24 protein-coding genes and 2 pseudogenes are annotated in these 23876 nt (G+C 40.6%); 18 read left to right on the top strand and 8 right to left on the bottom strand.

Features of this window, described 5'->3' with window-relative positions; genetic code table 11:
- Positions 1-389 precede the first annotated feature (389 nt).
- From IQ211_RS20130 to IQ211_RS10585, 4 genes are all read left to right on the top strand, one after another.
- Positions 390-569, top strand: coding sequence for a transposase (locus IQ211_RS20130; protein WP_399478481.1), 180 nt, complete (start codon positions 390-392; stop codon positions 567-569).
- Positions 570-602: 33 nt separating this feature from the next.
- Complete coding sequence (locus tag IQ211_RS10595) at positions 603-890, top strand: recombinase family protein (RefSeq protein WP_455570262.1); 288 nt, start codon at positions 603-605, stop codon at positions 888-890.
- A gap of 137 nt (positions 891-1027) precedes the next feature.
- Positions 1028-1789 carry a hypothetical protein gene (locus IQ211_RS10590; protein WP_189761001.1) on the top strand — a complete coding sequence of 254 codons (762 nt, stop codon included), beginning with the start codon at positions 1028-1030 and terminating at the stop codon, positions 1787-1789.
- A 28-nt stretch (positions 1790-1817) separates the two neighbouring features.
- A complete protein-coding gene (locus tag IQ211_RS10585) occupies positions 1818-2171 on the top strand; it encodes a hypothetical protein (protein ID WP_189761000.1) in 354 nt (117 codons plus the stop codon).
- 165 nt (positions 2172-2336) lie between these two features.
- Here IQ211_RS10585 and IQ211_RS10580 read toward each other — a convergent pair whose 3' ends face one another.
- The gene (locus IQ211_RS10580; RefSeq protein ID WP_189760999.1) at positions 2337-2678 is read right to left on the bottom strand and encodes a type II toxin-antitoxin system HicB family antitoxin; all 342 of its coding nucleotides are present in this window, start codon (positions 2676-2678) and stop codon (positions 2337-2339) included.
- Positions 2675-2923, bottom strand: coding sequence for a type II toxin-antitoxin system HicA family toxin (locus tag IQ211_RS10575; RefSeq protein ID WP_189760998.1), 249 nt, complete (start codon positions 2921-2923; stop codon positions 2675-2677). The genes IQ211_RS10580 and IQ211_RS10575 overlap by 4 nt, the downstream gene beginning before the upstream one ends.
- 1298 nt (positions 2924-4221) lie before the next feature.
- Between IQ211_RS10575 and IQ211_RS10570 the strand changes: the two genes are divergently transcribed.
- The 4 genes and pseudogenes from IQ211_RS10570 (at position 4222) to IQ211_RS10555 (ending at position 7441) form a co-directional block, all read left to right on the top strand.
- Entirely contained in the window at positions 4222-4749 is a 528-nt protein-coding gene (locus IQ211_RS10570) for a hypothetical protein (RefSeq protein WP_223281843.1), read from the top strand.
- Positions 4689-4976, top strand: a complete 288-nt coding sequence (locus tag IQ211_RS10565; RefSeq protein WP_189760997.1) for a hypothetical protein — start codon at positions 4689-4691, stop codon at positions 4974-4976. The genes IQ211_RS10570 and IQ211_RS10565 overlap by 61 nt, the downstream gene beginning before the upstream one ends.
- Before the next feature lie 111 nt (positions 4977-5087).
- A pseudogene (locus IQ211_RS10560) lies at positions 5088-6188 on the top strand (transposase); the annotation flags it as partial.
- 575 nt (positions 6189-6763) lie between these two features.
- Positions 6764-7441, top strand: coding sequence for a hypothetical protein (locus tag IQ211_RS10555; RefSeq protein ID WP_189760996.1), 678 nt, complete (start codon positions 6764-6766; stop codon positions 7439-7441).
- Between the two features lie 67 nt (positions 7442-7508).
- On the opposite strand, the gene IQ211_RS10550 is transcribed toward IQ211_RS10555, so the two are convergent.
- Positions 7509-8540 (bottom strand): IS630 family transposase, encoded by a 1032-nt coding sequence (locus IQ211_RS10550; RefSeq protein WP_193836358.1) that lies wholly within the window; start codon positions 8538-8540, stop codon positions 7509-7511.
- Positions 8541-8806: 266 nt separating this feature from the next.
- Between IQ211_RS10550 and IQ211_RS10545 the strand changes: the two are divergent.
- The 8 genes and pseudogenes from IQ211_RS10545 to IQ211_RS10510 form a co-directional block, all read left to right on the top strand.
- Positions 8807-9504: pseudogene (locus IQ211_RS10545) on the top strand (ISAs1 family transposase); the annotation flags it as partial.
- 655 nt (positions 9505-10159) lie between these two features.
- Complete coding sequence (locus IQ211_RS10540; RefSeq protein ID WP_193836357.1) at positions 10160-10624, top strand: hypothetical protein; 465 nt, start codon at positions 10160-10162, stop codon at positions 10622-10624.
- 60 nt (positions 10625-10684) lie between these two features.
- A complete protein-coding gene (locus tag IQ211_RS10535) occupies positions 10685-11476 on the top strand; it encodes an enterotoxin A family protein (protein WP_189759751.1) in 792 nt (263 codons plus the stop codon).
- A 417-nt stretch (positions 11477-11893) separates the two neighbouring features.
- Positions 11894-12985, top strand: a complete 1092-nt coding sequence (locus tag IQ211_RS10530) for a PfkB family carbohydrate kinase (protein ID WP_189759750.1) — start codon at positions 11894-11896, stop codon at positions 12983-12985.
- On the top strand, positions 12982-13926 hold the full coding sequence (locus tag IQ211_RS10525; RefSeq protein ID WP_189759749.1) for a pseudouridine-5'-phosphate glycosidase: 945 nt from the start codon (positions 12982-12984) through the stop codon (positions 13924-13926). Before IQ211_RS10530 ends, IQ211_RS10525 begins: the two co-directional genes overlap by 4 nt.
- Positions 13927-14129: 203 nt before the next feature.
- Complete coding sequence (locus tag IQ211_RS10520; RefSeq protein ID WP_189759748.1) at positions 14130-15386, top strand: NupC/NupG family nucleoside CNT transporter; 1257 nt, start codon at positions 14130-14132, stop codon at positions 15384-15386.
- Positions 15387-15609: 223 nt separating this feature from the next.
- On the top strand, positions 15610-16038 hold the full coding sequence (locus IQ211_RS10515; protein ID WP_189759747.1) for a universal stress protein: 429 nt from the start codon (positions 15610-15612) through the stop codon (positions 16036-16038).
- Positions 16039-16129: 91 nt separating this feature from the next.
- Positions 16130-16567, top strand: coding sequence for a universal stress protein (locus IQ211_RS10510; protein WP_189759746.1), 438 nt, complete (start codon positions 16130-16132; stop codon positions 16565-16567).
- A 127-nt stretch (positions 16568-16694) separates the two neighbouring features.
- Here the strand turns inward: IQ211_RS10510 and IQ211_RS10505 are convergent, their stop codons facing one another.
- Positions 16695-16877, bottom strand: coding sequence for a hypothetical protein (locus IQ211_RS10505; protein ID WP_189759745.1), 183 nt, complete (start codon positions 16875-16877; stop codon positions 16695-16697).
- Positions 16878-17329: 452 nt separating this feature from the next.
- On the opposite strand from IQ211_RS10505, the gene IQ211_RS10500 reads away from it, so the two are divergent.
- Positions 17330-18304 carry an endonuclease gene (locus IQ211_RS10500; protein WP_189759744.1) on the top strand — a complete coding sequence of 325 codons (975 nt, stop codon included), beginning with the start codon at positions 17330-17332 and terminating at the stop codon, positions 18302-18304.
- A gap of 282 nt (positions 18305-18586) precedes the next feature.
- Positions 18587-19366 (top strand): phosphate starvation-inducible protein PhoH, encoded by a 780-nt coding sequence (phoH, locus tag IQ211_RS10495; protein WP_189759743.1) that lies wholly within the window; start codon positions 18587-18589, stop codon positions 19364-19366.
- Between the two features lie 548 nt (positions 19367-19914).
- Here the strand turns inward: phoH and IQ211_RS10490 are convergent.
- From IQ211_RS10490 to IQ211_RS10475, 4 genes are all read right to left on the bottom strand, one after another.
- Entirely contained in the window at positions 19915-20511 is a 597-nt protein-coding gene (locus tag IQ211_RS10490) for a class I SAM-dependent methyltransferase (RefSeq protein WP_189759755.1), read from the bottom strand.
- Between the two features lie 256 nt (positions 20512-20767).
- A complete protein-coding gene (locus tag IQ211_RS10485) occupies positions 20768-20926 on the bottom strand; it encodes a DUF2474 domain-containing protein (RefSeq protein ID WP_189759742.1) in 159 nt (52 codons plus the stop codon).
- On the bottom strand, positions 20907-21914 hold the full coding sequence (gene cydB / locus IQ211_RS10480; RefSeq protein WP_189759741.1) for a cytochrome d ubiquinol oxidase subunit II: 1008 nt from the start codon (positions 21912-21914) through the stop codon (positions 20907-20909). The genes IQ211_RS10485 and cydB overlap by 20 nt, the downstream gene beginning before the upstream one ends.
- Entirely contained in the window at positions 21904-23256 is a 1353-nt protein-coding gene (locus IQ211_RS10475; RefSeq protein WP_189759740.1) for a cytochrome ubiquinol oxidase subunit I, read from the bottom strand. Before IQ211_RS10475 ends, cydB begins: the two co-directional genes overlap by 11 nt.
- Positions 23257-23876 lie beyond the last annotated feature (620 nt).

Genomic DNA, 23876 nt, shown 5'->3' with positions numbered 1-23876 from the left:
GTATATATACACATTAAACTTCAAGTTGCAATTTACAACACGATATGAAACCCGATTTCTCCCCGCAAAGCGGGGAGAAATCACACGAATCTTGAAGTGAGATGGGTATAAATCACCTAGTCATTACTATCAGAAATAGGTTTTTAATATCGTAATATATTGCCAGCAATAATATATAATGAAAAGTAAAATACAGTGAGCCAATATTTAAGCAAGTAATAAGTCAGATAGACTTACCCAACTATCACGCTATTATTGAATTACTTATTCAGACTCATAAAAAACACATGAGACTGAATACTACTTTGCCATTTATGCACTAAACGTAATTATGCTCAGTACTCGTATGCACCGAAATATGTAATTTGAAGTAGTCAACTGCACGAAATATCAAAAAACGGAGTTCTATAGCAGAGAGTCAATATCAATTAGAATGGCTTCCCGCTTATAGTCCGGACTTGAATCCCATAGAACACAAATGGGGTAGGGCAAAAGCGATAAGAAGACAAAAAAGATGTTCGGTTGATGAGTTGTTTACCGAGCACATCGAATGTGTCAGGTTATGTTGATTCTGCTATAGATTTGGTTGTTTTGGATCAAAAATTGATACCCGGACGTCAACAGGACGTCTGATGTTCAACATGCTGGCTTCAATTGCAGAATTTGAAAACGATTTACGCAGTGAGCGTCAGGCTGAAGGGATCGCAAAAGCGAAAGAAAACGGTGTCAGATTTGGACGCCCTGCTAAGTTAACAGAGACTTTGCGCCAGGAGATTTATCTCCGCCGTCAATCCGGGACTACGATTGGTCAGCTAGCCAAGGAGTTCAAACTCGGCGAGGCGACAATTTACCGCGTTTTAAACATATTTAAACACACTGACAACCCGTAATTAACAAAGAGACATCAGTTAAAGATGAAGACTATGAAATGCAGCTTATATAAAAAATTACTTGCTGCTTGTTTATTAACCTGTAATAGTGATTGTTCGTATTGTTATGGAATCAATATCATTTAATACAACATATTATGGATAAAGCCGAAATTCTGGAAAAGAATGGTTGGGTCGAAATCAATATTGATGATTTTGCGCAAAAGGTGAAGGGGATTTTACGGGAAAGGTATCCTTCACTACGCTGTGTTGCCTGTGAAAAAGCAGTGCATAATAGTGGCTTAGTAACGCCTAATCCTAATTATAGTCCTAGATTCTCCCATTCATCGCCACCAACAAATGGTGAATTTTGCCCACTAAGTACTGAAACACGCCGTTTCCGTGGTTTTTCCGGGAATGAAAAAACAGTGTCTACGGAAATCGCAGCATCTCGCCGAAAGCGATTTATGCAATTTGATAACCTCTGTCGGGCTTGGCTTGTTTGTAGGTCGCTACGTGGCGGTAAAGGGAAACTTGATCAAAAGTCATTCATTCGTTTGGTTAGGATCGCTGACAGTTTCGGGATTTGGCACTATAGCTATCTACCGGACTGGGGAATTCCTCTTCTCCTTATGTTAATGGATAACCATCCAACACCAAACGGAAACTCTGCTTTTTTCTATATCCTTAAAAAAAACATAATCCGTAGGGGCGTTAAGTGGCAAAACCTGAATGTTCGGCTGGAAGCACATTGGGTAAGCGATGGTAAACCTATTGTTCCAAATCCTAAGAAGCCAGCTTCATTCCTGCTTGAGATTCCCTTCAAAGAGGATGTTGTTAATGACATCCTAAGTAAAGAGGATCTTTCGTGGTGTACTGAGGATTTGCTTAAAACTTTACATTCTTTTAGTACCAATTAAACCGATGGCTGGTTAAGGAATAGTCACAATGGCGAAAACTATCACATTATGTGGATATACCTTCAAATCAATTAAAGCGGCGAAAGACTATTTCCGAAATGAAAGATTAACCCATCCATACCGTGCCCCTATTACTCAAGGAATTCTTTTTGAGCGTTTGATGGAGCTTTTTTTGTTTTATTGTAACCATAGCGAGATTGTCTGGCATTGCACCGAGAGTGAGGTGGCTTACTTTTATGTAGCCAATGTTGTTGTACCGGATAATGATAAAAAGACGATAGAAGCCAGTACCAAAGCATTCTGGTGTCATTTTAATAACGGGAAGCCTGACCGGGAATTTTCAGTCGATATGGCATTAGTTTTTATGGCTAACTACTCCTGAATCCGAATTGTAAAGTGGTAAAGTAATTTTGGTCACTGTATTGTTATGGGATTCTAAATCATAACCGACCAATATGTAGCACTACATATTGGTATGATAGATCTCAATTGTGCCCACCTTCGCAGTGGGCTTTTTTATATCTGGGTAAGGATGATTGCGGGTTGGTTAACGGGTGTGTCGGCTGATTTCGTTCTCAAGGGCTTTATTGACCACCGCATTAATGGTCATGCCGCTTTCTTCCGCGATTTCTGCCAGATGGCGATGGGTATCAGGATGTACCCGGACATTGAACACACCTTTGAACGGAATATCCGGTTTTTTGTTCAGTTCCTGACAATCCGCAAGATACAACTCCACGGACTGTTTAAATTCGTCTTCCAGTTCCTTAATGGTCGTTGCCTGATAGGTGACTAAGTCACGGATATACGCCAGTTTTCCGAACAGATAATTATCCTCTACTTCAAATTCAATCGTACCGATATAGCCTTTATAAGTCAGGTGTCTCATAGCAAACCTACCTCTTTTAATGTGTCTTTCACTGCCTTGATTGTGCCGCCCTTAATGTAATTCTCTGGGTGTGGGCGGTGCATCATGATAGTGTGATTGATGCTCGGGTTGTAAAAACGTACCCGTGAACCCTGCATTTCTTTTTTTTCATAGCCCAACAAATTCAGTAATGAAACCAGTTCCGACCATGCAAAGGTTTTTCGGCTATGTAAAAACGCCTCTTTCAGTTTGTCCAGTTTACTCATTGGTACGCTCTCCTATTGTGACTAATTGTAGTTACATGATTTTACGCCGTCAAGTTGCCGCGCTGATGAGCGGGACGTAAACGTCGCAGAACGTACACAACGACATTAAAGCGAGTTAATAAACTAGCTCAGGGAATTAGATTTAATTCGCAGTTATCGTGAATCGGATAAAATGGATTGTAAGCTCATTTGTAATGAGTGCGAGCCGAAAAACCGGATAAATGCGAGCATTACACGTAGGATGTGTTTCAAATAGCTTAAATTGCATTAGTTCAAATGTGATCTGACAGCTTTCTCGTGCAGTACACAATCAAATCTTACAGTCAGCTATGCGCGAGGAACGGAAGTTCGAAAATGCTCTGCAACTGATATACATAACATATTGTTGTATTCTGATTGGAAAATTAATAATCATTTATTTTGGAGGATTTTAAATAAGATCCGCTATAAAAGCTTGAGCGGGTCTTTGTTTAAATTACATTTCGTGATTACACAACCCCATTGATGCACCTATGATGCAATAGAGATCTTGCCACCGAACGTATACAAGTTCGCTACCCACATATGATGTATCTTCATTTCCACGTCGCAGTAACTTACCATTCTTTAGGCTTTTAAATTCATGGTTCCCAATTTTCTCAAGTGTAAGTGTTGAAGGAAGAACAGAGCGAAAAGGTTCGATATAAACAGTGTCGTCCCCAACCAACATAAACTCATCGAATAGGTGGGAAAAATTCACCATATGCTCGCCTAATATTAAAGAGTAAAATTCATCTTCAATATAGGAAGGAGGTCTATTTCTATACCAAGATGGGCCTTCACCTGATATCGGTCTACCTATGTTAGGTTCCATGTGGATTCTGTTTCCTAAAATTGTTCGTCAGAATAAATGTAGATTACCAATAATGAATTTAAAAGAGATTTGTGATAACAGGACTTCATCAGGATTAGAGTTTTACCCAATGGATCCTAATTAATTTAGGAACAAGTATTAATGTCCGCTTGCCGCCCAGAGCTGCCTGCCAGATGAGGTTTAGCCCTGTGCCGTAACAATATCAGATCAAATTTAAGTTAATACACTTAAATATCAAAATCACCCATCCTTAATTGACACAACCCCGTTAAAGCAACTAGCCAAGCCCGCTAATCCAAGGATCAATGTTTCTCTCTATGTGCTTAATTGCTATATCGAGAAATACTCTCAATCAAAGCAACCAAAAAAGCGCAATATTTCCCTGTTGCAGCAGTCTTTTTCTGCAACAGGCATCATGACCAGATTTACCGCATGAGACGAGACGATGGATACTCAGAAGAAGATATTTTGTGTCTCTTTGTTAGGACGTGAACAGGTTCAGGCCACAGCTGTATTTGATAATGGCCTGTTGGTGATCGTGAAACTGGAAAAAATTACGGGGCCGTTTGGAACGTGGAAGCCAAAGCTGAAAAAAGAATTACAGAAAAAACACGAAGACGGTTTCCATCTGCTGGTTGAAGAGCGGGGAGACGATTTCAGTGAGTACGCCCATAAAATATTATTGGAAGATTCGGACTCAGCCGAACGGCGGGGCTACCTGCATATCGCCTTTGACCATTATTTTAACCTGATCCGTATCGGTGGGACGTCTGACAATCGTCAGCAAGGCTGCCTCGTCCTGAATGCCGGGCTGGAACGTCATTGGATCCGTGAGCAGATGGTGAACGTAATACCGGATAACCGTGGCCGGTATTGCTATGACATTGACCACAGCAAGTTCTGCAAAAGACGTTGGATATTAACCCTCATGCTTTTGATTGCCTGTTATTCAAAGCGAATCTCAATGCCTTAGAACATCCTGATAAGGATGATGTTGTCGGCAATCTGGAATCAAGAGAGGAAACATTTTCTTATAGTAGCCCGACCATAACACGAGCCATAGAATTGCCTAACGACAGCAGTTCTATTCAGATGATGGCATTGGGTGATGGTACAAATGAAGGGGAAAACCTCTTCCTGATGCTGATTAAAGAATTGAATGTATCGAATAACTCATATGCTAACAGGCACTGCATTTGAATTTGATGCACGGGGTAACTCAATTTTGCATGTTGAGGGCGATAGTTATCACTCAACAACCGGAAATATAGAAAATCATGCGACCGGTAATCTCACTGAAACAGCCGGTGGATATGCCTGCACGGTTTGGGCACTAATGCGGGTTTGCAGCGTATGACTGGGCTGGGTTCAGGTACGATGGCCAGAGATTTGATCTATGTGCGCCAGCGTTATATGAATGTTGATGCAATGCGTCGTGCAATCGCTATTATTGCCGATGGCACGTTGCGGGCACGTAATCCAACTATCTGGGGTAGCGGCACCACGGCTTGTGCATCTGACTCCAAACATTTCGGTGCATGGGATCAGAATCTTACGACACAATGGCATGTGCGCTACGGCGGGCGGGGGATCATGATTTACTGGCATGTTGAAAGCAATTCGTTATTCATTCATTCACAGCTCAAGTCACCCTCCTCATCGGAAGTCGCCTCCATGATCGAAGGCGTGATCCATCATTGCACTGAGATGGAAGTTGAACGGCAGTATGTTGATTCTCATGGTCAGAGCACGGTGGCTTTTGCTTTCTGCCGGTTGCTCGGTTTTCAGTTATTACTTCGTCTCAAGGCTGTCCATTCACAGAAATTATATCGCCCGGGGAGCAGTAAAGCGGATATCTATGCTAATTTACAACAAATTTTGACTAAATCCATCGATTGGGAGACAGTCCGGCAGCAATATGACCAGATGGTAAAATATGCTACCGCACTGCGTTTGGGCACAGCAGAAACCGAAACCATTTTGCGGCGTTTCACCCGAAAAAATGTGCAACATCCTACTTACAAGGCATTCAGCGAGCTGGGAAAGGCGATAAAAACTATTTTTTTGTGTCATTATCTGAATGATGAAGCATTGCGCCGGGAAATTAACGAAGGGCTTAACGTGGTTGAACAATGGAATGGGGCAACTGATTTTGTTTTCTTTGCACTCCGGGGTGAAATGGTGAGTAACCGCCGTGAAAATCATGGAATCAGTATGCTGGCACTGCACCTGCTCCAAAACTGCATGATTTACATCAACACGCTGATGATTCAGGAAGTATTGTCCCAACCTCATTGGGAAAGGAAATTTACGCTCCGAGATTATGCTGCTTTGACGCCATTGATATGGGAACACGTCAATCCATATGGACGTTTCGACCTTGATATGAATGCCCGTCTTAACCTTCCATAATCGAAATGGCGGCTGGTGACACGACTGTTGGGTCTACCCCATGCCCTAACGGGCATAAATGCGCGTAGAAATCGCGCTACGCAATTTTAGCTGTTCATCTGTGTTTCTCAACTGAATAACGAAAATTTCTCAAAATTGTTTTGAGGCGGTTTTAGCATATGTATTTCTAATCTTTGTAACTACCATTATAAAAATTGATCACTCCGTTGGATTTTCATCCGTTACGTTATCTTATGTTTCTATGGCATTGGTAAATAGCGTACATCTAATTGATTTTATTATTGAATAAATTAACTACTACTCGGTAGAGCAGAATTGTCTGCTAGATAGTCTGTATCCTATTGTTTCTCTGACTGAAATCAGGAAGATTACTTACAACCCCAATTAATTTGAGCCAAAATCTGTGCTGATTGCGAGTCCGATAATTTTCAAATGCGAGCCGTTACACGTACTTAGCGGCAAACCTCCGGTGAAAAAAATTGCTAAAGTTATTTTATTTAATATTTATTTACTTAATTATCATTAAAGAATCTAAACTTTAAAAACCATCTTTCAAATTAAATAGGCTATATTTTATGAAAAAGATCCAATTTATAATTGACCCATCAAAATCATATTATTTGGTTGAAGATGTACATCCCACTTCATATAAATCCCGTTTGAGTGTGGTTGCTCATAGTGGTTTCGGTAGGATTGGCCTAAGACTAGGAGGGGAGTTAAAACATATAACCGCTAAAGAATTAGCTGAAGATTTAGAAAAACACTACAAGCATAATGAATACACTCATATCCGATTATTATTTTGTTATGGTGCAGATGAGCCTAATAGACTACTAAAATTTTTTTCAATATGGAAAGAGCCTGTTGCAGCAACAATTTCAAAGGCATATCCTAAATCAATAGTAGAGGCGTACAAAGGAACACTTCTTATGAAGTGTATCACGAAAATCAGTTCATCCAGCTTAAATACCAGTAAAGAAAATATGCACTATGATATACCAAGAAATGATAATATAGAAAATAATTTCAGAATAAATAGTAAAAATAAAAATGTAGTTACTCTAAATAGAGTTATAGATCCAGCCTTAGCAGTAAGTGCACTAATAAATGGAAATAAAGATGAAAAAAATAAGTTAATGTGTGCAATGTTGCATATTGAAGAAACCAAAGTGTCTTTTGAACCAGTTAATTATAAAAACTCAGATGGCCCCTATTTTTGGCTTGATGGTAAGGAGACAAAAAGAGAATTGTAAATTTATAAGCAAGGTTTTGATTTCAAAAAATAAATAATCTTAATTAGTGTTATATACCAATCTCACTTCAAGATGATGGTTTTAAAATCTGGAAATTATCAGTCAGTCGAGTCGTCAATTCTTTTGCTTTTTCTGGCAAAGTGACATGAAAAAAGTGACGAAGGGTTTCACGAAATGTTTTCGTATCCGGAAAATAAACATTGTTACGCACTTGCTCATTCATATACTTCCACAATCGCTCTATCGGATTGAGGTTTGGGCTATAAGGCGGGAGGTAATGCAACTCAATATTTAGGACATACGCCATCTCTTTCACCAACTCGGCGCGGTGGTAACCCGCACCATCCAGAATAAGATGGATTTTTTGCGAAAGCGGGTAAGTTTCCCTGAGCACCCCGAAAAAATACGCGATGTTTTCAGCATTGATACTCGGATATTCACGGATCACCGTGTCTTCAATGCGTTGTAAATTGAGGGCACCCAGAATATTGAGACGAGTACGACTGCCAGTGGTTTCGACCACTTTTACCTGATTCTTTCCCGCTTTCATCCAGCCATAGCTGAGCGTTGTGGACTGTGAAGGATGTACCGCATCAATAAATAGGATAGGCTCATTCTGACCCGCTCCGTCTTTCAGGGACGGGTAGTCATCAATAAATTGTTGCTGTTTATTCGCATCGAATTTATGCGGCACTCCCTTGGGTTTTTTGTAGCTGAAACCTTGGCGGTGAAGCCATTTTGTCATTCCACCCACGCTGAAAGAAACTTGCCAACGTGTTCGGACATAGGCCACAATTTGAGCGGTGGTATGCAGCAAATTTGCCGTCAAGTAGTCAATCAGGTCGGCGGTTTGTTCGGCAGAGAGATGGCTTTCAGAGCCGCCATTTTCCGGGGTGAGCTTTTCCAGCGCGATGAAATCTTTTAGGTGACGGCTTACCGTACTTTCATGAATACGCAAGGCCTGTGCAATCATCTGGGCAGTCCAGCCCTCTGACGCCAAAAGCACGGCCTTGATGCGATCACAGACTCGACTGTTTCGAGTGGTATCATGCATCAATTCGAGGGCACATTTTTGTTCTGGTGTCAGATGAATTTTCAGGGTTGTAAGCCGGAACCGTCCATAATTTTGTCAGTACGATGCCGAAAATCTGATAGATATCTGAGTCAATGAACTATGTCTCAGTGCTGGCGGGGCTTTATTATCTAGGTTTTCCCTTTACCGAACACCAGGGCGCGAGCATACTTTTTTAACGCCGATTGAATGAACAGTAATGACGTGATCTAATTATTCTTATTTCTCTTTTTAATCCTTGCCCATGAATCCGAACCAGACCCTGATTGAATATTTAACCGTTGTGAAAGAAACTCGTTCTAAGCCAGAGAGCCACCGCCACGAAAAACGGTGAAATCAGTATCGTACGGAAGATGCTTGACCTCCTTGACCTGAAAGGCAGCATAGTGACGCTTGATGCCTTGCACTGTCAACGCCAAACGCTGGAAAAAATCCGTGAGAAGAAGGCCCATGTTGTTGTTCAGGTGAAGAAAAATCAGCCCCATTTGTGGGACGCGGTCCAATCGCAATTTCAGGCGGTGTTTGATGCCGGGAAAGAGAAAATTAGACGGAAGTCAGGCAAGTCGCCCATGGGCGACGTGAAGAGCGTTATGTGTTTCCATTAAAACCCAAATTCACGCCAGAACTGGCAGAGAAGTGGCCGACCATTCGCAGCATGATTGCGGTTGAACGTCACCGGACACAGCAGGGTAAAGGGACAGTGGAGACGTCTTATTATGTGAGTTCGCTTTCCCCCAAGCATAAGTTATTGGGACACGACATTCGCCAGCATTGGCGGATAGAGAATAGCCAGCACTATATCCTTGATGTGGTCTTTAAAGAAGATGATTCACGGATTGTTCTGGATGGCGCGATTGAGAATTTGGCGTTATTCCGGCGTATTGTGCTGAATATGGCCAAACAATGCGATTGCGGAGCACCCAGCCAAAGAAACAAGCTTAAGAAAGCGGGATGGTGTGACGATTATAGGGCAAGAGTTTTCTTTGAGTGAGTATTAATCAAAGTATGCTCGCGCCCTGACTGAAGGTCAACAATGGAAAATCAATTACAAACCTATTTTGGATGAAACAAAAATGCAAAAAATTATTATTTCAAACAAAAAAGAAAAATCAAAAGTTATATATCCAAGTGGTAAAGTAGAAAAAGGAGATAGACTTGATTATGATCTTATAAAATAAAGCATAGAAATAGATTGATTGTTAGTAAATAAGCGGTTTTACAATGCACTAAATTATCAATTGAGTGCAAAATACAAACCGGTTTTTTTAAATGAAATGTAAACCAACCTTATCTATTGTTTAAAAAATAAAAAAACTAATAAGCATAATTAATGCTAACACAACTTACTGTCATAATTATGAAGAAAAGCTAAAGTATAAATTCAACTTGTTGGCGAACTTAACATACCTAATTTTATTAAGAATTATAAAATTACTAATTTACTCCCTCTGGCTTAATGAAAAAACAGGAAAGAGGGATAATAAATTTGTTTTTGATCAAAAAACATTCGCAATTTGTGATCTTGCTCTGATATTGACGCTTCTGTGTGTAGTATTAAAATAACAAAAGAAATGATTTTATACTTTATTTGGATGGTAAGGCTTTGCCTTACAGAAGATTATATTTCTTTTGGGGGAATAAATATTATGAAAAAATATATATTATTCATAGCGATGATTATGGCGCTGAGTTGTTCAGCTTGCTCAAGTGACACGAAAATAACCAGGGAAACACATTTTTTAAACCCTAACCCTATTGTTCGTAGGGGACAAGCCATCAAAAAATTAGGCATCGACTACATGAAGGAATGTGGAAGAGGTTATGTGGTCGGGGTATGGTCAAATGCTCATAAATGGGATCAGTGGGCAGTCTGGTTATCAAAAAAAGGACGGAGTTGGAGTAATGATGATGTTAAAATTTACTGGCCTTACAGTCATTTAGAAAGTGACTATGATAGTGGGAAAAATGCTTACGCAACTATTCTGGCAGCCCAAGCCAGTGGACAGATGGTGGCACTTTTGGATGATGATTATGGATCTCGATGTAACGCATGGGGTTCTGGTTGGTATAGAGGTCCGCAATTTGATTCAGTACAAGCTTGGTTTCCATAATCGTGAATCATTTTTCTGGTTTCTCTGAAAATTGATAAAATTTTAAGAGAGGAACATTTGATGAATATTTTAAAACACCTTTATTTATTATGTATTGTATTTTTATGCACAGTGCAATCCTATGCTCAGCCACCAGGACAAGTTTATACAGTTTACCGAATGGATTTTCGTCCTCTAGAAAAAATCATCGCTGAAGGAGGATTTCGTCCCTGGGGGACGGATGATGATGTTGCGCAGCATGTTCAGGAGGAGGAGATTGAGCCGCAGGATGAGCAAGCTCCAGATCCGGCTAACATGTCAGCATTTGTTGCAACGTCTGCCGATCAAAGATTTGCTTATGAGTGGGGTGTCGAGTCTTCATATGCTCAACATGAGCCATTTTATATTTATTCCATACGGCCAACCTCCAATTTTTATAGTGTGATTTTAACATTCAAGTACCTTTATCAGCAGACAAATAATGACAAATATTTAGAGTTGATTGATGATTATGGGCATCAGCAAGAATATATAGCAGCTCAAGGTGGTATTGATATCACGCAAGTTCATGGAGTTCAGAGATATGAGTATGATATCAGCACTAGAACTTATATTAAAAGTGGTGATTTTATACCTAATCCATCTTATCAGCAGGCTGTGACAGTACCCAATGCTGGTCCGTATATACAGCGCACCCAACCACAAAATGAAATAATCACGGCTGTATCTTATTGTGCTCTCAATCTGTCTTTACCACGTTATTCATTTCGTCTTGTAGCGAGTACGCCTGACAAGTATCCGTTTTTAAAAAAAGTAAGGATATGCCATGACAGTTTATCGACAATTGCTTTTTTAAACGCCAGTTTTTTGTAATCGTGCTCAATTTAACTTCACTCCACCTTTGAACAGGTGGAGTGATAATCAATTAGGGGTTGTGAGATGAATCATCATTGGATGTAACAAGCCATTCTCTAATGATCTAAAAATCAAGAATAATAGAAAAACAAACAGATGTTGGTTTAATTTTGCGTTTTATGGATCTGATTGTTTTTACAGTTATTATCACAATATAAAACATTATAAGTTCGACTAATTGGTATAAACTCTTTTCTTTTGGTAAACTTTTACTATTAATATAGTGATTGTTGTCACACTTATCGTGAGTGTACGATTTTTCATTCGGCTTACGATCACTTTCTCACAATGACAATAAACTGCATAAATAAACTTTACTGTCACGCAGTGATGAAATACAAAGCTGTCATGTTCAAACATGAGTAAGGGCATGATATGGCAAATCGAGAAAAACAGATATTGCAGATTATTAGGCGAGATCCTTTTATTCAGCAGCAGGAAATCGCCGACATTCTTGGAATTAGCCGTTCATGTGTCGCGGGGCATATTATGAATCTGACTAAAAAAGGGAATGTTAAAGGAAAGGGTTATATTCTTTCAGAAAATAGTTATGCTGTAACGGTCGGTGCCGCTAACATGGATGTTACCAGTTACGTATTTTCTGAATTAATCTATGAAGATTCTAACCCAGGTAAAAATAAATCTACGGCAGGTGGAGTAGGGCGAAATATTGCGCATAACATTGCTTTATTGGGTCAAGAAAGTTATCTGATTTCTGTTATTGGCGATGATATTTATGGAAAAACACTATTTGAACAAACAAAATTATCGGGTGTTTATACAGATTATCTTCATCAATTATCAGGTAAAAGTACATCGACTTACCATTCATTGATTGATGAGCGAGGTGAAATGCGAATTGCTGTTAATGATATGGATATACTGGAACAACTTACGCCTGCTTTATTATCTCAATCTCAGTCTTTAATTCAAAACGCGGGTGTATTGATCATTGACTGTAATTTAACGGAAGATGCATTAGAGTGGTTATTCAATCACGCAGGAAATATTCCGATTTTTGTGGATACTGTATCGACATTTAAAGCAAACAAAATCCGTCATTGGTTATCCTACATCCATACCTTAAAACCTAATCGACTCGAAGCTGAAATATTAAGTGGAATAAAAATAACGACCTTGGCAGATGCTACCGATGCGGCAGCCTGGTTTCATCAGCAAGGTGTTCAGCGACTCGCTTTGAGCATGGGAACAGAAGGAGTGTATTACAGTGAAATGGGCGGAGCGGCAGGGCGTTCGCCAGCCATTCCAACCAATATTGTCAATGCCAATGGGGCGGGTGATGCAATGATGGCTGGCCTGGCATATTGTTGGTTGGAAGGGATGGCATTAGAAGAAAGCATCCGTTTTTCACAAGGCTGTTCTGCGCTGACTTTATCTTCAGAATTAACTAATTACCCAAATCTATCCTGTAGTAGAGTAAAAAAACTGTTGGAATTAACATTATGAATAAGAATATTGCGTTAAATGAGTATTTAGATATTTCTCCAGAGGTGGAGCACGCATTGGCAACTAATTGTCCTGTCGTTGCGTTGGAATCGACAATTATTTCTCACGGTATGCCTTATCCGCGAAACAGAGAAACTGCTTTAAAGGTTGAACAGTGTATTCGGGAAAATGGTGCAGTTCCGGCAACTATCGCGATTATTGAGGGAAGAATAAAAGTTGGGTTATCCCATGATGAAATTGAATTCTTGGCGAAAGAAAGGCATCTGGTTAGCAAAGTTAGCCGTCGTGATTTACCTTTTGTTATTGCGGCGGGCAAACATGGTGCAACGACGGTGGCTTCAACTATGATTATTGCACAAATGGCAGGTATTGCTGTGTTTGCGACAGGAGGTATTGGTGGTGTTCATCGCGGTGCTGAACGTTCCTTTGATATTTCGGCTGATTTACAAGAATTGGCTATGACCAATGTTGCCGTTGTATGCGCTGGTGCTAAATCCATTCTTGATTTAGGGTTAACGGTGGAATATCTGGAAACTCATGGTGTGCCTCTGGTGGGTTACCAGACAGAAAAACTGCCTGCATTCTTCTGCCGTAGCAGTCAATTCCCTGTCAGTGTAAGGCTTGATGATCCTCAACAAATAGCCCAGGCCATGAAAGTAAAATGGCACTCAGGGCTGAAAGGTGGAATTGTGATCGCCAATCCGATTCCTGAGCCATTTGCTATGCCGGAAGAACGGATCAATCGCGCGATTGAACAGGCGGTTCATGAAGCAGAAAATCAAGGTATTGTGGGTAAAGAAAGTACACCTTTCCTGCTGGCGAGAGTCACAGAAATAACTGGCGGAGAAAGTTTACAGGCGAATATTGAATTGGTTTTCAATAATGCTAAATTAGCAGCTGAAATTGCGCTTGCTTATCAAGAGATAAATAAAACACAATAAATTCCGTCCAAATTTTTATCCAAAATCATAATAAAATATACGCATTAAACTTCAAGTTGCAATTTATAATACTTGATGTCTTCCCGTTTTGCGGGGGAGGCAATCACACGCATCTTGCAGTTAGATTGGTATAAATGCCAGCCTGAAAAAACTTAGAAATATATTCGTTATTTTTCGGCTGGCTAAAAAATGGGAATGTCATCATGGATATTTTACGCAGCTTATTGGGTGTGGTGCTATTACTTTCTCTTGGTTATCTATTCTCAGTCAATAAAAAAAGAGTCAATTTACGTACAGTAGGGGCTGCATTATTTCTCCAAATAGCGCTTGGGGCGATTATGCTTTATATTCCTGCGGGAAAATGGTTGATTAATAATGTGGCTAATGGTGTTAATGCGGTTATTGCTTACAGCTCGGCAGGAAGTTCATTCATCTTTGGCAGTTTAGTTGGACCTAAAATGAATGAGCTGTTTGACGGTGCAGGGTTTATTTTTGCATTTCAAGTATTGCCAGCGATAATTTTTATTACCTCACTAATATCTATCCTTTATTATCTTGGTATCATGAAATGGATCATTAATATCTTGGGATATGCGTTCCAGAAATTGATGAGAATTAGCAAAATAGAGGCTTTTGCGGCAGTAACAACAATATTTCTTGGACAAAATGAATTGCCGGCCGTTTTAAAGCCCTTTGTCAACAAAATGAACCGCAATGAGCTTTTCACGGTGATGTGTAGCGGTATGGCGTCGATTGCCGGTTCGATGCTGGTTGGCTATGCCGGATTAGGCGTCCCGATAGAATATCTTCTGGCTGCATCATTGATGGCGATCCCTGGTGGTATTTTATTTGCCCGTTTACTCAGTCCAGCGCTGGAGCCTTCACAAGTCCAATTTGAACACATTTCATTTAGTGAAAAGCGGCCCGCCAGTATTATCGAAGCCGCTGCTGGTGGTGCGATGTTAGGGCTAAAAATCGCGGTTGGCGTAGCAACGGTGGTCATGACCTTTGTTGCCCTGATAGCGTTAATTAATGGCCTTATCGGTGGTTTTGGGGAGATGTTCGGCTGGCAAGGCGTAAGTTTGGAAAAGCTGTTTGGTTATCTTTTTTCACCGTTAGCTTACATCATGGGCGTTAATTGGGAACATGCAGATTTAGCCGGGAGTTTGATTGGGCAAAAACTGGCAATCAACGAATTTGTCGCTTATGTAAACTTTTCTCCCTATTTAAACGATCCGGTGGTGGTTCTGGATGCTAAAACCATTGCTGTTATCTCATTTGCGCTTTGTGGTTTTGCCAACTTTGGCTCGATTGCCGTTGTGGTCGGGGCTTTTATTTCGGTCGTCCCTGAACGGACATCAGATATCGCCCGACTTGGCCTTAGAGCATTGCTGGCCGCGACTTTATCCAATCTTATGAGCGCCACGATTGCAGGGATGTTTATGAGTTTATCGGGCTAATCCCTATCCATGAATCTGAATAGGCGCTAACATGTTTTAGGTGTTAGATAACTCACAGTAAGTTTTCCGCATTTCAATATACTATACCAATCTAACTGCAAGATGCGTGTGATTTTTTCCCGCGAAGTGGGGAGACATCAAGTGTTATAAATTGCAACTTGAAGTTTAATGCGTATAAAAGAAATCAGGATAACTTGGTATTTCGATAAGTAGGAGCGTGCATATGTACAAAACTATTTTAGTACCAGTAGATATTTCAGAAGAAGATCTAACCAACAAGGCCGTTGACTGCGCTCTTAAAATTGCCAGGGAAACAGGGGCCAAATTACATTTTTTACATGTATTACCTATTTCATCGGCGATCATTAATGCTTATGCACTCGGCTATATGGAAATTAAGGACAAGGCGACTATCAAGGCAGAACAGGACTTGAAAAAGCTGGTTGATTCCATTGAATTACCAAATCGTCAGATCTCCTATTCGATTGCATTTGGTTCACCAAGAGACGAAATTACAGCTACAGCGGATGAAATTGGTGCTGATTTGATTGTTATCGGCTCAAGACGACCTAATATCACGACGCATTTGTTAGGCTCCAACTCTGCTGGAGTTGTCAGATATGCAAAAACATCTGTATTAGTAGTGCGATAATTATTGATGGTGAGAAGATAATTTGTTGATTTTACTGCTTTTAACTGATGCTCAATAGCTAGCGGTTATATCCGATTACAGGGGAGTATGTATGTATAACACGATTTTAGTTCCAATTGATATTGTGGAAGATATATTAACTGATAATGCAATCAAGCATGCTGAATATTTAGCAAAGATATCTAATGCCAAGGTTCATCTTTTTCACTCTGTGCCAGATATTTCCCGATTTTCCGTGAATTATAGTTACCACTATGATTTATTGAGTGCTTTTGCCAAAAAAGCAATAGCAAATTCTGAAGAGGAACTGAAAAAAGTCGTAGAACGCATTGATATACCTAAAGATAGGGTATCATTCTCTGTTGCCTTCGGCTCTCCGCGGGATAAGGTACTGTCTACAGCGCGTGAGATTAATGCAGATTTGATTATTGTCGGCTCCCGTCGGCCTGATATCTCAACTCACTTATTGGGTTCCAATGCGTCGGGCATTGTAGGATATGCTAATATCTCTGTTTTGGTTGTGAGATAACCGATGGCATCAAAAAACCGTGCTTGGATATCTCCCCGCGTAGCGGGGAGGTATAAGACACATCTTGAAAGACGATTGGTATAGCAGGGTTTATTTGAGTTATGGCAAACTACAGAGAAAAATTTGGTTAATCAGAAAACGAATTCAGTGTAATATCTAACTGATTCTTACCGGCAATAATAATCTGAATTTGTAAATTGTTTTCTGAACTGTTAGTGGTAATGACGGTCACCTCTTCATTCCCTGAATATTTCTTTACAACGTCCAGTAATTCTTGCTCAAGTTGTTCAGTTTTAGTGCTAATAGTCATTTATCCTACTAAATTCAATTAACTATTTTAGGGATGTCTTAATATTATCCAAATAATTGGAGCTCAATAGTTTAATAAACTTAATATTTTGTCGCTTAATATGCCAATAAAATATGTTAGTCGGTAGATTATACGCATTAAACTTCAAGTTGCAATTTACGACACTATACCCATCTCACTTCAAAATGCATATTGTTTCTCCCCGCGAAGCGGGGAGAAACAATGAGTTATGTTGTCTTATAATGAGCAACTTGAAAGGTAATGCGTATATATGAAATCACACGCATTTTGACGTTAGATTGGTATAAATCATCTTATTATCAATTGCGTTAAATAATGTGTTGATGTTTTCCTAATCGTTAAAGGGAAAATCGACGAATAATATTTGTCATTTTAGGGTATTGTCAGGCAGGATAATAGATGGATGTTATGCACAATAAATAGGTATTATTTTGAATAGTAAAATAGGCCAGTTGGCACGTTATCTTTTGGTTTTTGGATTAACCCTCTCTTTTCATGCATGGAGTGCACCGACCAGCTTCGAACAAGCTAAAGTTGAATTAAGAAAAAATGTTTATAACGGACAAACAAAATCAGGCATAGGCACACTATATTGTGGCTGTGATTGGCAGTGGGTTGGCAAAAGTGGTGGGCGTGTTGATCTGGCTTCTTGCGGTTATCACGTTAGATCACAGCAAACAAGGGCTGCACGTATTGAATGGGAACATATGGTGCCCGCTTGGGTATTTGGGCATCAGCGTCAATGTTGGCAAAATGGTGGGCGAAAAAACTGCGTTGAAACCGATCCTGTATTTCGCATGATCGAATCAGACATGCACAACCTGGCGCCATCCATCGGTGAAGTTAACGGTGATCGCAGTAACTTTGGTTACGGAATGCTTGCCAAAAATATACCTAATATGTATGGCTCATGTAGCAGTAAGGTGGATTTTAAATCACATTTGTTTGAACCACGCGACAGAGTAAAAGGTATGGTTGCCAGAGTCTATTTCTATATGCATGACCGCTATAATTTGACTATGTCACGCCAACAGCAACAGTTGATGATGGCGTGGGATCGCCAGTATCCAGTGGATGCCTGGGAGCGTGAAAGAGATAACCGAATCGCCAAGATTATGGGGCACCATAACCCCTTTGTGACTGGTAGCAAAAAGTGGGAATTGGGGCAGAGCAGTGCGTCAAAGCAAAATAATTTGCATGCAGGAAATAGCCAGATATCAACCCAAGGGGTGACCTCAAAAACGGCGCAAAATGAGGGCATTAAGGGCAATAAAAATAGCCAGATTTATCATTTTGCACACTGTGCGGGTTATAAAACAGTAGCAGATAAAAACGCAATTTACTTCCACTCAGAAGCCGAAGCTAAAAAAGCGGGATATCGCCTGGCAGGTAATTGTAAAACTTAACCATTGAGCTTGTCATAAATAAAAAACTGTCATTATACTGACATCATAGTCCGTTAGATTACACCAAAGAAAACGGAAAGATGCGAGGAATGCTAATGACAGATACTAAAACTGCATTCTCGGTTAGGAGCCGGCGCTTAAGATCATGTCACTGATAAAAAGTGACGATCTTAGCGTCGGTTTTTTTATGGGCCTTTAATGAGCTTAAAAGGGAGCTCCTATCTATAAATAACATCGATGTTAAGACACCGTAAAGTGAGGCTAACAATAAGGTGTGCAACTATGGGTAGACAGAAAGCAGTGATGAAATCTCGCCGTGAAGTCAGAAGAATGTTAAAAAGGGAATCACGTTATCGGGATAACGATAATGTCACTTCACTGGTGCAGCTAGGAGGTGTGGAGGCTATCGGAATGGCGCGTGAAAGCAGGGATACTTCAGAAATTATGCCGCGCAGCGAAGTGCAGTATCGTTATATGCGGGCGATCAATAACAAGCAATTGATTATTGCTAATGGTGAGGCGGGTTGTGGCAAAACTTACGTTAGTGCCGTAATGGCGGCCGATGCCTTAATCAATAAAGAGGTTGATAAAATTATTGTGACGCGTCCGGTATTACAGGCAGAAGAAGATCTTGGTTTTCTGCCAGGAGATATGGCAGAGAAATTTGCCCCTTATTTCCGTCCGGTTTATGACGTGTTATTAAAACGTATGGGAACTTCATTTTTGCAATATTGTTTGCGTCCTGAAATTGGCAAAGTAGAAATTGCCCCTTTTGCCTATATGCGAGGAAGAACATTTGAAAATGCATTTGTGATCCTTGACGAAGCGCAAAATGTTACCGTTAATCAAATGAAAATGTTTTTAACGCGGTTAGGAGAAAATGTAACCGTGATTGTAAATGGTGATGTTAGCCAGTGTGATTTGCCAACAAATATCACATCAGGATTGGTGGATGCATTAAAGCGGTTTTCTGATGACGAAGCTATCAGTGTGATCCATTTCTCCCAACAAGATTGTATTCGCTCGAAATTATGTCAGAAAGCATTGATGGCTTATGGTTGATAACCAATAAATTCCAAATTGTGGCTTGCAAATCAATGTAATTGTTTATATCTCCCCGCGAAGCGGGGAGAAACAATGAGTTATGTTGTCTTATAATGAGCAACTTGAAAGGTAATGCGTATAAACGTTATTTGCTGATCGGGAACCCATTTTATTTTGCTGTTATTCAGCCTAATAATAGAAATGGCTCACTGAGGCCGAGGGGTTTTTTAGGTTCATCAGGCGCGGAACTCATCGTGGCGCGGGCATCCTTGCCCATAGAGACACAGGATAGATTTAAGCAAGCCCATCAAAGGTTAAAAATCAGTGTTGCAAAAATGGGGTGATCATAGTTTTCCTATTTTATAGCCATAAAATTTATCAAATAAGTTTCACATCTATACGGTGTTACCCTTGACCAGATACGTGACCGTATCAGATGCGGGACAGATTGTCATGGAAATGCTGCCTGAGTAATAAGTTATCAGCCGATAAGTACAGAAGAAGCCCATACAGCGATCTGAAGCGGGCATTTAACCCGCTTTTTCACACAGCCAGGAGGATGCCAATCAACTCGGTTTAAATGCGACTAAATCAATCAAAGCAGATATACCAGAATGACCTGTCCCTTCTTGGAGTTCAGTATCATATTCATCTAATTTGATTATGTTGAAATCCCCAAACATTTCTTCCAGTAACGCCCGTGTGTAACAATATTCAGGTTCCCTCGGCCCACCAGTTCCATATTCTATCTGCTCTGGTCTGTAACCCTGCATCAGTATCACCCCGCCTGGGCGCAGCGTCGTTTTCATTCCTTCGAAGATTCTCCTGCGCATAGCAGGTGGTGCGAACTGAATAAAAATGGCAACAACAATATCAAACTGTTCCGGAATCCAGCGCCAATTTTCTATGTCAGAGAGTTTGAAATTAACCGACACATCCTTAAGCGTAGCTAGTTTTTTCGCTTTGTTCAGACCTTCTGCGGACACATCGAAAGCCGTCACATTCAGCCCCTGCGAAGCGAGCCAGATGCTGTTTCGGCCTTCGCCATCCGCGACAGATAACACTGATTTCCCCGGTGATAGCAGGTGCTTACAAGAGGTAAGAAAGATGTTCGGTTCGGTACCGAAGATGTAATCAGAGCATGAATACCTTTCGTTCCACATCAGTAATTTAACCTTATATTTGAAAATTACTAACAAATAACCCCGCCTCAAGCAGCAAATGATTTAAGTTTATATGTCGCAAGCAACGGAGAATTCAACCCAAAGAGATTAAACACGATATCCGGTAGATTTGTTTTTTGTCATACCCCCCATATTTACCATAACGTCCGGTTAAAAAATTTATACTCCCCGCTATGCGGGGAGATATAAGACGCATCAATTCAAATATCGTGTCAGTTATTAAAAAAGTGAGTTATCACTTGACCTTCATCCCCGCCATTGTCATTAGCGCGCGGAATAACGTAGATACGGCGTATAAAGCCAATACGCTGCAAAACCAAATTGTTACCATCCAACCCAAACGCTTCCATAGTGAAGGGCGTTGTGGCGCTGTTTTAATGGTAGCCTTGTTCATGAGTGATTTTTCCTCGAAAGACATAATAACTCCAAAAGGTATAAGTCAAAATGATCGGGATGATGAACAGTGCACCTACCAGCATAAAGCCCAATGATTGAGGCGGGGAGGCAGCCTCTTCATAGCTAATAGAAGGAGGGATAATGTTCGGCCAAATGCTGATCCCCAATCCAGTAAAGCCCATGAAAATCAATAACAGTGCTGTCAAAAATGGGGTGTAATGGCTTGAGCTTGGTTTAGATTTCAATAGTTGCCAGCTCGACCACAATACCAACAGTGGTACGGGCATGAAGAAAAATAGATTCGGTAGACTGAACCAACGTTCAGCAATCGTTGAGTGAGCGAGTGGTGTCCAAATACTGATAATGGCAATAATGGCTAGCATCAGCAAGGTCAAGGCGGGCAGAACACGATACATCTGTTGTTGCAGATGACCTTCGGTTTTCATTACCAGCCAGCCACATCCCAATAAGGCATACGCGATGACAAGTCCAATTCCACAAAACAGAGGAAAAGGAGCCAGCCAGTCAAAATGGCTACCGATATAAACACGATTTTCGACAGGAAAACCGGCAATAACGGCCCCAACGACGATACCTTGCATAAACGTGGCGAGAATTGAACCGGTAATAAATGCTTTATCCCAGAGATGTTGGTGTCTTGGTGTGGCTTTGAACCGAAACTCAAAGGCTACCCCACGAAATATCAAACCTAATAACATAATAGTCAATGGAATTGCCAGTGCATCCAAAACTACCGCATAAGCCAGTGGGAACGCACCAAATAATCCTGCACCTCCCAAAACCAGCCAGGTTTCATTGCCATCCCAGACGGGAGCAACAGAATTCATCATCAAATCACGATCGGATTGCTCCTTAATCGCTGGATATAAGATGCCGATTCCAAGATCAAAACCATCCATTACGATATACATCATGGTACTAAATATAATGATCAGGAACCAAATGAGAGGAAGATCAATACCCATTTACTGACTCCTTATTTGGGACTACTTGTGGAAGGCCTTTACGGATGAGTTTCATCATATAGGCGTAACCCACGCCGAATACGGCTCCATAGACTACAAAGAAAATAAGTAGGCTGATGCTCATGTGGATTTCACCGTGTGCTGATACCGCATCTTTGGTGCGCATTAAGCCGTAGACGACCCACGGTTGCCGGCCAATTTCTGTGGTAAACCAGCCTGCCAGGATCGCGATAAGGCCAGAAGGTGCCATTAAGAGCATAAAGCGGAGAAAGAGCGGGTTTTCATACAGGCGTTTTTTATGACGCAACCATAACCCCCAGACGCCGGCAAGGATCATCAAAATGCCTAATCCCACCATGATGCGAAATGACCAAAACACCATAAAAGCATTTGGGCGATCTTCTGGGGGAAATTCTTTCAGTGCTGGAACTTGCTTATCCAGACTGTGTGTCAGAATCAGGCTGGCAAGATAGGGGATCTTGATTGCATAACGTGTCTCTTCCGCTTCCTGATTAGGAATGCCAAATAGAATGAGTGGGGTGGCTTCACCAGGATGGTTTTCCCAATGACCTTCCATGGCAGCAACTTTAGCTGGTTGATGTTTTAATGTATTCAATCCGTGCATATCGCCAATGATGGCTTGCAATGGGGCAATAATCAGGATCATCCACATCGCCATTGACAACATTTTCCGCATAGCGGATGAATCATTGCCTTTTAGCAAATGCCAGGCAGCAGAAGCCGCAATGAAAAATGCTGAAGCCAGGAATGCCGCTGTTCCCATATGCAGTAGACGATAGGGGAAAGAGGGATTGAAGATCACCGCGAGCCAATCAACAGGAATAACCTGATTATCTATAATTTCATGGCCTTGTGGTGTCTGCATCCAGCTATTAGAGGCCAATATCCAGAATGTCGAGATAATCGTGCCGAGCGCCACCATACAGGTTGAGAAAAAGTGTAGCTTTTCTCCGACCCGATGCCAGCCAAACAGCATGACGCCAAGGAATCCAGCCTCAAGGAAAAATGCGGTCAGCACCTCATATACCAACAACGGGCCGGTAATAGAGCCGGCAAAATCAGAAAAGAAACTCCAGTTGGTGCCGAACTGATAGGCCATCACCAAGCCGGAAACCACGCCCATACCGAAATTAACCGCGAAAATTTTTGACCAGAAGTGATATAACGTTTTGTAGTCCGTATTACGTGTTTTAAGCCATAAACCTTCCAATACCGCCAGAAAGCTCGCTAAGCCTATCGTAATGGCTGGAAAAATAATGTGGAAAGAAACCGTAAATGCAAATTGTATCCTTGCGAGTTCAAGGGCATTCAACCCTAACATAGTGACCTCTTATTGAAATCTTGGATATATGGATAAACGAAGTTAGAAGGTACGGACAAGTAGAACACAAGGTATTTGGGTATAATAGTGACAATTATTTGTTTATTGACTATAACAGTTTTGAGTGAAAGTCAGTCATATGATGTGTTGTGAGTAATGAGTGCTATATGAAAAAAAGAACATACTTATCATAATATTACCATTAGTGGAGGAGGGTAGATGTAAATAAATGTTTTATTCATTAATAAAACTAGTAACTATACGCGTTACCTTTCAAGTTGCTCATTAGTAAGACAACATAACTCATTGTTTCTTGAAGTGAGATGGGTATAAATAGCGTTTCAAAATGATAGGAATTCCAACATCTGATACTCTCAGTATTATGAAAACCTATTTAGCTTTTAGAATTATAAATATCAATTATGTAGAAACTGATAAAACACCGTTGTGTTAGCTTTGTGTCAATCGAATATGGAGGCTGTAGAAAATGGTGTAACTTATTATAACATAAAATCTTTATGGGTTAGACCATGCATATAATGAATTTAATAAAGCTTGTGCTGAAAAATGATGGCAGCGGAAGATGAATATTTGCAATCCCAAGGTAAACTGCCAAATGT

The sequence above is a fragment of the Xenorhabdus griffiniae genome (genome assembly GCF_015163655.1).
GTDB lineage: Bacteria > Pseudomonadota > Gammaproteobacteria > Enterobacterales > Enterobacteriaceae > Xenorhabdus > Xenorhabdus griffiniae.
This window is presented reverse-complemented; position numbering and strand designations above follow the sequence as displayed.